Annotated in this window: 8 protein-coding genes; all 8 read right to left on the bottom strand. The window is 75.3% G+C overall.

Annotated elements, in window-relative coordinates; translation table 11 throughout:
• Genes AQJ58_RS31235 through AQJ58_RS31270 form a run of 8 tightly spaced genes read right to left on the bottom strand, consistent with a single transcriptional unit; the run spans position 1 to position 13,396 of the window.
• Positions 1–6,219 carry an eCIS core domain-containing protein gene (locus tag AQJ58_RS31235; protein WP_107122199.1) on the bottom strand — a complete coding sequence of 2,073 codons (6,219 nt, stop codon included), beginning with the start codon at positions 6,217–6,219 and terminating at the stop codon, positions 1–3.
• Positions 6,216–6,458 carry a hypothetical protein gene (locus AQJ58_RS31240; protein WP_420712194.1) on the bottom strand — a complete coding sequence of 81 codons (243 nt, stop codon included), beginning with the start codon at positions 6,456–6,458 and terminating at the stop codon, positions 6,216–6,218. Before AQJ58_RS31240 ends, AQJ58_RS31235 begins: the two co-directional genes overlap by 4 nt.
• On the bottom strand, positions 6,455–8,413 hold the full coding sequence (locus tag AQJ58_RS31245; protein ID WP_067256210.1) for an ATP-binding protein: 1,959 nt from the start codon (positions 8,411–8,413) through the stop codon (positions 6,455–6,457). Before AQJ58_RS31245 ends, AQJ58_RS31240 begins: the two co-directional genes overlap by 4 nt.
• Positions 8,413–9,600: a Pvc16 family protein gene (locus AQJ58_RS45515; protein WP_067256211.1), complete on the bottom strand. Its 1,188-nt coding sequence runs from the start codon at positions 9,598–9,600 to the stop codon at positions 8,413–8,415. The genes AQJ58_RS31245 and AQJ58_RS45515 overlap by 1 nt, the downstream gene beginning before the upstream one ends.
• On the bottom strand, positions 9,597–10,331 hold the full coding sequence (locus AQJ58_RS43550) for a hypothetical protein (protein WP_067256213.1): 735 nt from the start codon (positions 10,329–10,331) through the stop codon (positions 9,597–9,599). The genes AQJ58_RS45515 and AQJ58_RS43550 overlap by 4 nt, the downstream gene beginning before the upstream one ends.
• Positions 10,324–11,052: a hypothetical protein gene (locus AQJ58_RS31260; protein WP_067256214.1), complete on the bottom strand. Its 729-nt coding sequence runs from the start codon at positions 11,050–11,052 to the stop codon at positions 10,324–10,326. The genes AQJ58_RS43550 and AQJ58_RS31260 overlap by 8 nt, the downstream gene beginning before the upstream one ends.
• Before the next feature lie 9 nt (positions 11,053–11,061).
• The gene (locus tag AQJ58_RS31265; RefSeq protein ID WP_067256216.1) at positions 11,062–11,583 is read right to left on the bottom strand and encodes a phage tail protein; all 522 of its coding nucleotides are present in this window, start codon (positions 11,581–11,583) and stop codon (positions 11,062–11,064) included.
• A gap of 10 nt (positions 11,584–11,593) precedes the next feature.
• Entirely contained in the window at positions 11,594–13,396 is a 1,803-nt protein-coding gene (locus AQJ58_RS31270) for a phage tail sheath subtilisin-like domain-containing protein (protein ID WP_067256218.1), read from the bottom strand.
• Between the last annotated feature and the right edge of the window lie 3 nt (positions 13,397–13,399).

Raw genomic sequence — 13,399 nt, forward strand, 5'->3', positions numbered from 1 at the left:
TCACGTACCACCGAACAGCCTCCGTTGGATCGCGGGGTCGCGCAGCAACCTGCGCACATGGCCGAGGAACGCCTGCTGCGCCTCCTCCCTGCCGGACTCGGGGATGACGATCCCCTCGACCAGCAGCAGGGCGCGCATCATGGTGACGATCCTGGTCCGCAGCATCTCCGGTGACTCGCCGCCGGGGCGCCGCACGTGCCACGGCTCGCGCGGGCGCACCCCCTCGCCGGCCGCCTTCCGTTCGCGGTACGCCATGACGGCCGACGCACCGACCGATCCGGGCTGTGCGTAGGGCATCGTCTTCAGGGCTTCCGAGGCCGGGATGCCTCCGGGACGTCCGGCGACGGCCGCCGCCGAGACCCGCAGCAGCGCCGGACTCGTCACTCCCGGATAGGGGGCCCGCATCGGCTCCGCGACCAGGGGGACGACTGCCCCGATCTGCGCCTGTGCCGGCAGTTTCCCGAGCGCGTCGAAGTTGCCGGCGTGCGCATACTGCAGGGCCTGGACGGTGGTGGCCGGGTCGGCGGCCGCTGCGGCGGCGAACCCCGGGTAGTCGAGGCTGACCGAGGTGACCGGCCGCCAGACGCCGGCGGGGCCCTGCGCCATCGGCCTCCAGCGGCCGGCCGGGTCGCTCCCGGTCACCCGCAGGGAGGCGATCACGACGGGTGTGCGCCCGCCGAGCGTGATCAACCGCGCTCGGGCGATCCGGCGTTCGGAGATCAACTGGTTCACGCCGTGCGCGATCGCGAGGGGCGACACGCCGGACGGTGCGGTGATGGACGTCAGGCGCGACGGCACCGCCGGGTCGATCTTCACGCTCCGCCGCCAGGCCTCGGGATCGACCTGCCGGGGGTCCATCTTCTCGGCCCTCACCTCGTCCGCCATCTCCCTGAAACGCCGCGTCCTGAGCAGGGCGTCGACCTCTTCGCGCACGATGCGGAGCAGTTCGTTCTCGCCGACCTCGTCCAGCGGCAGGAAGGGTTCGGCCGGGCTGAGACCGGCGAGGACGTTGCGGACGGGCCGACCGGTCAGGTAGAGGCGCCTGAGGCGGTACCACGGGCGCAGCGGGATCAGCGCGGCGCGCAGGATGTGCTCCCGCACACCGCGCCGTACCAGTTTCCGCAGCACCGGCCGCAGCCGTCCGGTGATCCGGGCGAGCCGCTGTTCCTTGGACTCCTGGGGCTTGTTCCGGGTGTTCCGGCGGTTCTGCGCGCGTCGGTCGGCGACCTTCCTGCGCCAGTCCCGGAACTTCTCCCTGCCCTTGGCCACCAGGTTCCTCAGCCTGCGGGCGCTCGCCGTCAGCGCGCGGCCCAGCCTGCTGTGCGCGAGCCCCGCACCCAGCCGCCGGATCGTGCGGCCGACCGTTCTCAGCGCGGGCCCGACCACCCGGCCGACCGCGCCCGCCGCACGTCGTACCCCGCCGGCCGCGGCGCGCAGACCGCCCCGGGCGGCGGCGCCGACCCGGCGCGCGCCCGACCGCACGGCCCGTGCCGTCGCGGTGACGCCGCGCCGGACCGCCTGCGCGGTGGCGACGGCACCGCGCCTGACGGCCGCCACCCCGCGGCGCAGCGCGTTCCGGGCGGCGTCGACCCCGCGGCCGGCGGTCTTCCGCACGGCGCGGGCGCCGCGGCCCAGGCCCTTCATGATCTTCTCGGCGATGCCCTTGAGCCGGGTGCCGACGCCCTTCAGCGCCTTCCCGATCCGCGCCATGAGGAAGTTCGCGAGGAACTCCAGCAGCGCCACCGCCCCGGCCGCCACGGCCCGCGCGAACAGGCACGCCGCCGCCGCGCCACCGGCCTTCACGGCCTTCAGGAAGGTCAGGAACGCGCTGAAGGCGGCGATGACCCTGCTGACGCTCTGATAGGCCGCCATCACGCCCTGGGCGATGGCGAGGATGCCGCCGACGGCCGGGACGATCAGGGCGATCAGCTTCTCGACGACGAGCGAGACGATCATCGCGGGCAGTGACTGCACGATCGTCCGCCAGGCCATCCTGCCGATCTGCGCGACCGACATACAGCCCTTCACCAGCACGTTCCACAGCATCTTGCCGATGCCGACGACGGACTCGACCTTCTCGTCGAACCACGCCCTGACCGCGCTCTTGATCGCGCCCCAGAGGAAGGTGCGGACCCCGTCCCGGGCCGTGGCGCCGAGCTTGCGGACCCAGCCGATCGGGTCCGGCGCGATGTCCTTGACCAGCGCCGCGGCGTCACCGAGCAGCCGGAGCGCGGAGTCGACGAACTCGATCGCCTTCGTCACCGCGCCGCGGACCACCTCGACGGCCGCGAGCAGCGCCTTCTCGTACAGCCGCAGGACCGCGACCAACGCGTCGGCCAGTGCGTCGACGAGCGCGTGGACCGCCTTCTTCAGCCGGTCGGCGAGCTGCTGCACCCGGGCGACGGCGGCGTCGCGCATCGAGACGATCGCCCTGCGCATCTTCTCCGCAATGCCCGGGAAGACGGTGGCGATCGCGCTCACCGCGGCAAGGAGCACGTGCGCGAGGCCCTTGATGATGCCGGTGATCGCCTTCGCAGCCAGGTCGATCAGCCCGTCGACCGCCTTCTTGAAGCCTTCCTTGATGGCGTCGATCGCCCTGACGGCCAGGTCGAAGACACCCTTGATCACCGAGACGAGCGCGTCGAACGCGGCCTTGACCTTGGACTTGGCCCAGCCCCACCAGCCGGAGGACTCCTGCTTCTTGGCCTCGCGCTCCTTGCGGGCCTTCTCCTCTGCGGCCCTGCGCTCCCTGCCGATCCGGTCGTTGTCCTCGTTCCTGCGCCGGTCGACGGCGGCGTCGGCCTCGGTCTTCCTCGCCGCGGTGTCCTCGCGGGCCCTGCCGTGCGCGTCGGTCGCGGTCCGGGTGGTGTCCTCGACCGCCCTGTCCTGCTCGTCACGCCACGCACCGCGCCGGCCGGCCGCGTCCTCGCGCGCTTCCTGGCGTACGGCGGCCTGCTGGTCGCTGTTCTCCGCGACGGCCTGCCGGACCTGGGCACGGTGGTCCGCACTCGCCCGGTCGGACTGGTTCTGCTGGTCCTGCCCGGCCCGGCCCATCCGGCCGCGGCCGTCGGCGAAGCCCGCCTGGATCTGCGGGCCGCGTTCCTGTAGGGCGACCGCCGACACCGTCTCCGGGTCCGCCGCGCCGGTCCCCGGGGCGCCCATCGCGGCGGGGGCGCCGACGGCGGGCGTGCGGCCGGGCACCGAGGCGGTGAGTGTCTCGCCGGGCGCGTCCGGGTAGATCCGGTACTCGCCGAGCCCGACCGCCGCGTCCTGCCGGCCGAGCGCGTGCGTCCGGTGGATCCGGTCCTCGGTCTGCCGGTGCTGCTCGTCGGCGAGCGCCGGGTCGGTCCCGCCCTCCAGCCGGACCCTGGGCGCGGCCCCGACGGTGGTGTACAACCGGTCGTCCCGGGTGGGTACGCCGTCGACCGCGCCCTGGAGCCGCTGGATCTCCGCTTCGCCGGCCTTCTCCTCACCGCCCCCGGCGACGACGACCGGGTCCTGGACCCGGGTCGCGGGGTTCGGGGTGTCCGCGGTCGGGGGCGGGTCGGCCTCGCGCTGCCGGGCGAGCGTCTGCGGGGTCACCTCCGTCATCGGTTCGACCGCGGTGGACACCGGCTCACCGGTCGGCGGGGCCCCGGCCTGGGTCCGGGGGGCGCCGCTGGGCCGTTCGAGCGTCGGCGGGGCGTCCCGGATGTCCTGGTGCTCCTTGCCGACGGTGGTGTCCACGGCCCGGTCGACGCCGCCGAGTGCCTGCGGCATGCGGGCCGGTGGCTGGGACGAGACCGTCGCGAGCGCGGCCGTCGGCTCCTGGCCGGAGACGTCGGGCGGCGGCTGCGCCTGGGGGGTCCGCTCGGCCGGGGCCGGTGCGCCGCCTCCGCCGCAGCCGCCGCCCCCGTCCTGGGCGGCGGCCTCCGTCGTGGCCGCCGGTGCTCCGGCGCATCCGCCGCCGCCGGTCTCCAGCGACCCCTCGGGCCCGGCGCCGGGAGGGGTGCCTGCTGGCCCCGGTTGTCCGGGCGCCGGTCGTCCGGGCGCCGCCGCCGGGCTGCCGCCGGGGGCGGCCTCCGCCAGCTGGGGGTCGCCGGGCATCGGTTCCGTCGGCAGTGGTTCCTCCGGGCCCCTCCCGCCCGGAGCGACGGATTCCTCGGCGGCGGGTCCGGCGGTGGCGGACGGGGCCGTGGCGGGCCCGGCCCCGGCGGGTTCGGCGGCCGGACCGGTGGCGATTGCGGTGGCGGGTTCGGCGGCCGGACCGTCGGCGGTCGCGGTGGGGGGCTCCGCGAAACCGGTCGTGGTGGCCATCGTGCCTTCGGCCGAACCGCCGGGCGGGCCCGCGGGCTCGGTGGCGTCGACGTCGGTCCCGGCCTCCGCCCCCGGTGTGCCGGCCGCGGCCCCCTCGCCCTCGACCGCCCCGTCCTGCGGGCCCGGCGCGTCGGCGCGCTCCAGCTCCGGCTCGGCGGCCCGCTCGGCCTGCTCGGCGCGGTCGGGATCCCGTGGCTCGGCCTCGACCGGCGGGGGTGCGGGCATGCCCGGCAGTGCGCGCGGCTTCGGTGGCGTGCTCCGCGGCTCGGCGTTCAGTTCGTCGTCGACGGTCGGCACCGCGGACAGGTCCGGGTCGGTCTTCGGCACCCGGTCCGGCGCCGGCCGGTCCGCCCCCGCCGCCTGCTCGGCCCGGTCGGCGACCTGCTGCGGCGACTCGGGCTCGGCGGCCGCCTCCGGTGCCGGTACCTCGGCCTCCGCGTCGGCCTCGGTGGGCAGCGGCCTCTCCTGCTCGGGCGGTTCGTCCCGTGTGCCCCGCTCCTTCAGCAGCCCGTGCCGGGCCAGGGGGCCCTGCGGGTCGTTCGCCACCTCCTCGGCGCGGTCCTCGCGCACCGGGTCGGCGCCTCCGCCGTCGGCCGGGGCGGCCGTGGCGACCTGGGCCCCGACGACCGGTGCCCGACCGACCGGCTCCGGGCCGGCCGGGCCCGCCCCGGCCCCGGGCGCGGCCACCTCCGGCGGGGCGGACGCACCTCCCGCCGCTGCCTCCGCCCGAGCCGAGCGGTCTCCGGGGGCGGCGGGCTGTTCCACACCCTCCGCCTCCGCACCCTCAGCCTCCGCGCCCTCCGCCTCCTGCCGCTTGCCCCGTTCGGTGGCCTCGCCCTGGTCCGTGGCCTGGTCCCGCTCGGTGGCCTCGCGGTGCTCGTCGTCCCCGCGCTTGTGCCGGTCCTCCGGGGCGGAGTCCCTGCCGCCCCGGTCGTCGAGCGCCGCGCCCTTGTCGCGCTCGGCGTCCTGCCGGTCCCGCTCCTCCTGGCGCCCGTCCCGCTCCCGGTCCGCACGCTCGCGCTCGTCGCCCGCCGTCCGCTCGGCCCGGTCGCGCCGCTCGGTCCGCTCCCGCTCGGCGGGCTCCACCACGGGCTCCGGGACGACGGCGGTGTCCACGGGCGGGCCCGCGGCCGTGTCGGCCACGAGCACCAGGTGCTCGATCCTCAGGTATTCGGCCGACGGCAGCCGCTGCCGCAGCCGGTCGAGCACGTCGGACCGCAGCTGCGGCGCCAGCCGTACGAGCTGCTGCCGCACCCGCCCCGCCGCGTCCGCCGGGTCGCCGCGCAGCGTACGCACCACACCGGCGACGATCCGGTCCACCAGCGCCGCGGGGTCCAGTTGCTCGGCGCGCAGCTGGGACACGTCGACGCTGATGAACCGCAGCCACGACACCGACTGCGCGCCCCGCCGCGCCACCGCCCGCTCACCGCCGGTCGCCGTGCCCCGCTCACCGAGGGCGCGGTCCACCCGCTGTTCGGCCTCGCGCTCCACCCCGTCCAGCGGCCGGCTCAGCGTGCCGTCCTGCCGGCCGAGCCGCAGCCGCCCGGGCGCGTCCGGCAGTTGCACGGTGTGCAGGAGCTCGTGCGCGAGCAGCCGCAGCCCCTCGGCGGTCTCCGGGCGGTACCTGCCGGCGGCGAAGAAGATGTCCTGGCCGACGGCGACGGCGTCCGCGCCGACCAGCGCGGCCAGCGCGGCGGCGTCCCGGTCGTTGTGGATGCGTACCGCGCCGAAGTCATGGCCGAGCCACTCCTCCATCACGCGCCCGACCCCGGGCTCCAGCGGTTTGCCGGCCTGCGCCAGCACCGCGTCCGGCGCCGGCGGTGTGCGCCGGGCCCCTCGTTCCCGCAGTGGCGTGGGCCGCTTCGGGCGCCTGCGGCGCGGCGGCTCGGGCTGCTGCTGCCGCACCGGCATGACGGCGCTCACCGCACCAGCTCCCGATGCACGGCCCGAGCCAACTCACGGCCGAGGCGACGCGGCGAGGCGGTGGCGGGCAACGGACGCAGACCGCTCAACACGTCGTACGAGACGGCCTCGGCGGTCGGCGGCCGCTCGGTCAGCAGCCGGGTGAGCTCCCGGGTGAAGGCGCGCGCGATCCGGTCGGCGTCGGCGCGCCGTACCCCGTCGACGCCACGGATCACCAGCTCGTCCACGTGCAGGCTCACACCCATCCGGCCACCTCCGTGGAGGTCACCGAGCGCTCGAGCTTGGCGTACTCGGTCTGCGCGGCGGCGAGCAGATGCCGCATCCGCAGCTCGGTGCCCTCGTCGGCGGCGAGGAAGGCGGCCGACAGGGCGATGTTCCGGATGCTGCCGCCGGCCACCGTCAGCTGCGCCAGCCGCTCGACCGCGACCCCGTCGACCGGCGCCCGGGGCGGGATCACCCGCCGCCAGATCTCGGCCCGCTCGGTCATGTCGGGGAAGGGGAAGTCCACCACGAACCGCAGCCGCCGCAGGAACGCGTGGTCCAGGGCCTTCTTCTGGTTCGTGGTCAGGATCGCCAGGCCGCGGTAGGACTCCATCCGCATCAGCAGATAGCTGACCTCCAGGTTCGCGTACCGGTCGTGCGAGTCCTTCACCTCGCTGCGCTTGCCGAAGAGCGCGTCCGCCTCGTCGAAGAGCAGCACCGCGCCGCCGCGCTCGGCCGCGTCGAAGATCCGGCGCAGGTTCTTCTCGGTCTCGCCGATGTACTTGCTGACCACCTGGGAGAGATCGATGACGAACAGGTCCAGGCCGAGCGCGCCCGCCACCACCTCCGCGGCCAGCGTCTTGCCGGTGCCGCTGCCGCCCGCGAAGAGCGCGGTGACGCCGAGCCCGCGCCGCAGCACGTCCTCGAACCCCCAGTCCTGGTAGACGGTGGCGCGCTGCCGGACGTGCGCGACGATCTCGCGCAGGATCCCGCGCTGCCGCTCCGGCACCACCAGGTCGTCCCAGCCGGCACGCGGCTCCACCCGGCGGCCGAGCTCGTCGAGCGCGATCCGCGCGTGCGCCAGGCCGGCGCGCCAGGCCGCCTCCGCCACATCGCCGCCCGCCCTGCGCGCCACCGCGCCGGCGGACCGGATCACATGCCCGGGCAGGCTGAACTGCGCCACGAGCCCCGCCACGTCGGCCTCACCGCCGCGGCCGTCCAGCTCGGCGCGCCACAGCTCGCGCTGCTCGGCCTGCTCCAGCGGCTCGACGACGAGTTGCGCGCGGTGGGTCGCGGCGGCGGTGAGGGGGTCCTGACCGGACAGCACCACCGGCACGCCCAGCATCGCCACGAACGCCTCCGCGGCGGCCGCCTGTGCCGCCCCGTCGACCTCGACCAGCAGCACGGCGGGCAGCAGCACGCCCTCGCGCTCCCAGAGCCGGGCCAGCACCGCGCGGTCCGCGGGCTCGGCGGGGAGATCGGCGGCGGACATGGTGAACGTCACGAAGCCGGCCGCCAGCGCCGCGGTGACGGTCACCTCGCGCCGGGTCTGGAGGTCGCCGCCGGAGAGCGCCGCCACCCGGTCGCTGCTCACCGCCGACGCCAGTTCGGCCGCGAGCCGTGCCTGCGACGCCGGCAGGCGGCCGGGGACGGCGGCGCGGGCGACCAGTCCCTGGAGCCGCGGCTCGACCTGGGAGACCCCCAGCAGGTAGTGCAGCACCCGCTCGTCGATCCGCAGCCGCGCGGTGGTCAGCACCGGCTCCTCGGCGACCTCGACGAGCCGGTACCGGCGCAGCGGCGCGTCCGGGGTCAGCGCGCTCCAGTGCGGCTCGGTCAGCGCCGCGAGGGCCAGCGAGAAGGTCGGGAAGTCCCGGCCGCCCGCCGCCGCGCAGTGCGCCGCCGCCCTCGGCCCCAGCTCCATCGCCGCGCACAGCACCAGCAGGTCCCGCTCGAACGGGGTCAGCCCGAAGCAGTCGACCACCGTCGCCAGCGCGCCTTCGTCGTACGAGGCGTCGTCCGGCGCCCCGTCGTGGCGGTCCCGCGGGGTCCCGCCGTCGCCGGTGTCCGACGCCGCGTGCCGGGACCGACGCCGCAGCCGCCCGGGGGCACCGCCGTCGGCGGTGGTCCGGGCGTGCGCGTCGAGGCGTGCCAGGACGTCGGCCACGGCCTGGGCCATGACCGCCGCGTCGACCTCGCGCCCGTCGTCGTGCATCAGAACACCACCGCCGGTGTGCGCAGGTCCTCGCCGACCCGCGTGTCGACGCCGTCGATGCGCACCCGCAGCAGATAGCCGCCGGCGGGGACGCCCGACGTCGCGACCTCGACGCTCCTCGGGTCCCGCGGACCGGGCAGCGGGTACGCCGCGTCGAAGCGGTGGCTGCCGGGCCCGTCCAGCTCGTCCAGCAGCACCGACACCCGCTGCCGGTCGCCGACGGCGATGTCCAGGGTGGCGTGGAGCCGTCCGGCGGTGACCCGGGACGCGGTCACGGTGGCCTGGCGCGCCAGCGCGATCCCGTTCGAATCGAGGGTGCGGACTGCGTCGCCGAGCGTGACCGCGTGCCGGACGCGTACCGGGTGCATCCCGGCGGTCAGGCCGGCGGGCGGGGTGAACACCACCCGGCCGTCGTCCACGGCGGACGGGTCCACCGGCTCGCCGCCGACGTCGACGACGACCTTCTCGCCGTTCAGGTCGTGCCCGGTGAGCACCACCTCGTGGCCGACCGGCACCGGGCCGGGCCGTGGCTCGGCGTCCGTGCCCGCCGGGCGGCTGCGCAGTTCCTCCACGACCGGGCGCCGGCCCGCGACCACCCGGACCCGGTGTTCACGGACGGGGCGGCCGGCGGCCGGCGTCTGCCGGCTCTCGAGCAGCAGGAGGGACGCCTCGAACGCGATCGACGGCGTGTACGGCGTCTGGATCAGCGTCGACCACAGCTTCGACAGGTCCTCGAGATCCATCGTCGAGGGGGTCAGCCGGACCGCCTGCGGCGAGGCCGCGAGGTCGGCTCCGGCCAGGAAGGTCTGTCCGGCGGCCGTCTCCAGGTCCTGCGTGGACAGCGCGGGCTGCTCGTGCAGGGTGCGGGCCACCGAGCCGAGCAGCGCCTGCGGCACGAGCTGGGTCTCGTTGCCGTAGCAGCTGATCAGGTAGTGCAGGTCGTAGGCGGCAGTGGGGGTTCGCCGCAGCCGCCCGGCCCCGTCCCGGGTGGGGGTGTCGGCGTTGCGCCGGGAGGCGTTGGGGGTGATCCGGTAGCAGAACACCGTGATGGTGGGCTCCGTGACCGGCTCGCCGGGCGGTTTGCGCGCCTCGACCTGGACGGCGTAGGGCACGTCGGACTGCACCGAGCGGGCCAGCAGGCCGCGCAGCGCCTCGGTGGCCTGGGCGATCGCCAGGTAGTTGCTCACCTCGCCTCCCGCCGGTCGAGGAAGGCCGCCAGGCCGACGGCCGGCTCGGGCCGTGCGGTCCGGCCGGTGCGTTCGCGCTTCGGTTCGGGTGCGGCGGTCGTCACTTCGAGCCGGCCGATGGTGATGTGGACCGACGGCTCGGCCGGTGCGGCCTGCGCCTCGCGCCGCCGGACGGCGCCGGCGGTCCGCGGCACGGGGTCGTGGGCCGCGGCCCTGGTCCGTGCGGCTGCCGCGGGCCGGGCGGGGGGAGCGGGTTGCGGGGTGTCCGTGACGGGTCGTCGGGAGACCGGCTGCGGCACGGGCTGCGCCCAGACGCCCTCTGGGGGCACCAGCCGCTCCGCGACGCTCCGCAGGGCGCCCGGCGCGGTCGCCGGCCCGCCGCCGGGCGGCTCCGACGACGGGGTGCGCACCGTCTCGATCGCCCGCACGGTCCGCTCGATCGGGGCCGGCACCGACGGTCGTGGCGCGGGGGTCCCGCGCGGACCGGCCGCGGCCGCCGCTGTCACCGGGGGTGCCGCCGAGGTCTCGGGCACCGGCCGCGTCGGGGCGGGGGCCGCGTCGATCGTGGTCTCGATCCCGGTCTCGGTCTCGGTCGGCGGCGCCGCGGGGAGCCGCTCGAAGGGCATCGCGAGCCGCGGCCGTGCCAGCGTCATCGCGGTGTCCGGCCGGAGCACCGCCCCGGTGCGGGCGAGCAGCCGGTCGAAGAGGTCCGGTGTCCGTGTCTCAGCCATGTCCGGCCAGCTCCAGGTAGTAGCGGCGGCGCAGCGGTGAGAGCGCCAGTACGTCGGGTTCGGTCCACCCGTAGCTGGAGGCCAGCGCGTGGACGTCGGCGAGCGTCGTACGGGCCCAGGAGTCGAGCTCGTCCCACAGGTAGGTCGCGATGTCGAGCTGCGCCCGCACCTGGCCTCCGCAGTCCGGGCAGGCCATGGCGAACGAGATGTCGGCCGCCGGGTCCGCCGCCGCCACCGCCTCGGCGAGCAGGTGGACGACGCGCTCGGGCAGCCGGTCGGCGGGAACCGCCCGGTCACCGCGTCGCGCCTCGACCACCAGCCGGGCGGCGAGCCGGCGTCGTGGGTCCTCGGCGGCCCCGTCGCCCACCGCGAGCAGATCGGCGGGCGTCGGCAGCCGGAACCGCACGCTCCAGTCGCCGTCGGTCAGCGGCTCCGGTCCGGCCGTGGGCGCGGTGGCCGCCAGACCTCTGGCGTCGACGTCGAACTCCAGGTCCGCACCGCACGCGGGGCAGCCGGTCCGGACCGAGAGGACGTCGCCGAACAGCGCGGCGCGCAGGCCGAGCAGGTCGGCGTCCCGGGTCCCGACGGGGACGCCGAGCAGGTCGTCGGCCGCCCGCCCGGGCCGGGCCAGCGCGTGCAGGAGCACCGCCCGCCGGGGCGAGGAGGCGGGCAGCGCGAGCCCGATCTCCCAGGCGGCGAGCAGCTCCCTCGGGTCAGCCACCGCACGGCCCTACGGAATCCGGTACGACGGCTCGGACGGCTCGGTGACCTCCAGGTCCCGCTCCCAGCCCTCGCACTCGAGTTTGAGGTGCTGGATGGCGACCGCGTTGGCGTTCGCGTCCATCTCGCCGAGCACCTGGTACTCCGAGGGGAAGGCCCGGTAGACCTTGTAGGCGAGCGCCACCTGTCCGGCCTCGTTGAGGACCTGGATCACGATGTCCTTGCGGAAGTCCTTCAGCGAGGACTCGCTGCCGAGGCCCTGGCCGACCATCCAGACCTTGTTCGCCCAGCGGTCGAACTCCGGGTCGTGTGTGACACCGCGCTCGATCGTGATCGCCTCGAACTCGGTCCGGCCGGCGGATTTCCTCGGTGAACTGGGATCGCCGCCATTACGGTGCTTGATCACCTCGGTGGTCCTTTTCAACGGGCTGATCTTGCTGCACCCGGCGACGGTCTTTCCGTCCCAGAGCACCAGGAACTTGAAGTTCTTGTAGGGGTCGAACCGCTGCGCGTTGACAGTGAACTCCGCCATTTCGAATTCCTCACACCTCGATCCGGCCGGCCATCTGCTCGATCTTCACCACGACGAACTCGGCCGGTTTCAGCGGTGCGAAACCGACGATCACATTGACGATGCCGCGGTTGATGTCGTCCTGGGTCGTGGTGTCCTTGTCGCACTTCACGAAGTAGGCCTCGCGCGATGCGGTGCCCTGGAACGCGCCCTGGGTGAACAGGGTGTGCAGGAAGGCGCCGACGTTGAGCCGGATCTGGCCCCACAGCGGCTCGTCGTTCGGCTCGAAAACCACCCATTTCAGGCCGCGGTACAGACTCTCCTCGATCATGAACGCCAGCCGTCGGACGGGGACGTACTTCCATTCCGAGGCGAGCGCGTCCGCGCCGAGGAGGGTGCGCGCGCCCCAGACCACGGGGCCGACGATCGGGAAGCTGCGCAGGCAGTTCACGCCGAGCGGGTTGAGCAGGCCGTTCTCGGCGTCGGACATCCTGACGCTCATCGAGCGCACCCCGGTGAGCCGCACGTCGGTGCCGGCCGGCGCCTTCCACACACCGCGCTCGGCATCGGTCCTGGCCATCAGCCCGGCGACCGCTCCCGACGGGGGGAACGCGCGCAGCCGTCCGGTCAGCGGGTCGGTCATCGTGATGTGCGGGAAGTACAGGGCCGCGTGGTCGCTGCGGACCGCGTCGTACGCCGGGAGGCCGGCCCGGGCCTGCTCGATGCCGGTCCACTCCGGCGGGCTGTCCACGATCAGCAGCATCCGCTTGTCCTCGCAGAGCTCCACGGCGGTGGCGATCACGCCGATCGCGTCCCCCGCGTAGGTGGGCCCGGCCAGGTCGGGGAGGCAGAGCAGGTTGACGTCCGGCTCCTGGCGCAGTGCCTGCATGCCCGTCCCGTCGGCCTCGCTGCCGCGGAACTCGGCGTCGGTGGGCGGCTCTCCGTCGTCGCCGCCCTCCAGCGCGTACGCGGTGGGGTGGGCCGTGGTCAGTCCGAGCGCGTTGGCCACCTCGCCGGTGAGCGTCATCGTGGCGCCCGCCGTGCCGGCCAGGACCTGCAGCCGGGTGCCGGCCACGTCGACGTCCGCCCTGGTGAAGGCCTTGTCGGGCGACGCCGCCCGCAGTTTCCGCTCCAGCAGAAGGCCGAGCGCGGCCGGCGACGCGGGCGGGGTGTCGGCGGCGGTGCAGAGCGTGATCTCGACGGGTGCAACGCCCGGGACGGCCGCGGTGAGCTTCTTGCCCACGAGGTCCGGCAGCCGGTCGAGCGGTGCCGAGACCGTGCCGGAGAAGTCGGGCACCGCGTCACCCGTCGCCTTGGTGTCGATGTACGACGACTCGTTGACGACCGCCTCGACGAAGCGCGGCGCGTCGGCGTTCATCGACAGGTTGCGGTAGCGCTCCAGCACCGCGCCGGAGGCGTCCAGCACGCGCAGCCCGAAGGTGTCGTCGGTCGTGCCCGGGTCGATCGCGACCCGCAGCCCGTTGCCCCACTCGCTGGCGTCCCTCGAGGTCACGGTCAGCGCCTTCGGCTCGCCGCCGGCCGCGAGGTCCCTGGACGCCGGCTCGGCGCCCTTCGCGACCCGGACGACGACGGCGACCGAGCCGCCCGCCAGGAAGAACTGCTGCACCGCGTAGCTCAGCAGGCTCTTGGTGTCCAGGCCGCCGTACCGCCGCTCGAAGTCGGCGAAGCCGGTGATCGTCACCGCCTCGTCGATCGGTCCCCGCCGGGTCGCTCCCACGAACGCCGTCACCGAGGTGGTCACCGCGGTGATCGTGCGGACCCCGCTCGACAACTCCTCGATGTACACCCCGGGATACGAGACAGACGTCGCCATACC

This window comes from Streptomyces sp. DSM 15324 (assembly GCF_001514285.1).
Classification (GTDB): Bacteria; Actinomycetota; Actinomycetes; order Streptomycetales; family Streptomycetaceae; genus Streptomyces.

Bases quoted from the DNA above. Each gene is read 5' to 3' on its own strand.
- AQJ58_RS31245 (WP_067256210.1), bottom strand. From the start codon at position 8,413: ATGCACGACGACGGGCGCGAGGTCGACGCGGCGGTCATGGCCCAGGCC.
- AQJ58_RS43550 (WP_067256213.1), bottom strand. From the start codon at position 10,331: ATGGCTGAGACACGGACACCGGACCTCTTCGACCGGCTGCTCGCCCGC.
- AQJ58_RS31265 (WP_067256216.1), bottom strand. From the start codon at position 11,583: ATGGCGGAGTTCACTGTCAACGCGCAGCGGTTCGACCCCTACAAGAAC.
- AQJ58_RS31270 (WP_067256218.1), bottom strand. From the start codon at position 13,396: ATGGCGACGTCTGTCTCGTATCCCGGGGTGTACATCGAGGAGTTGTCG.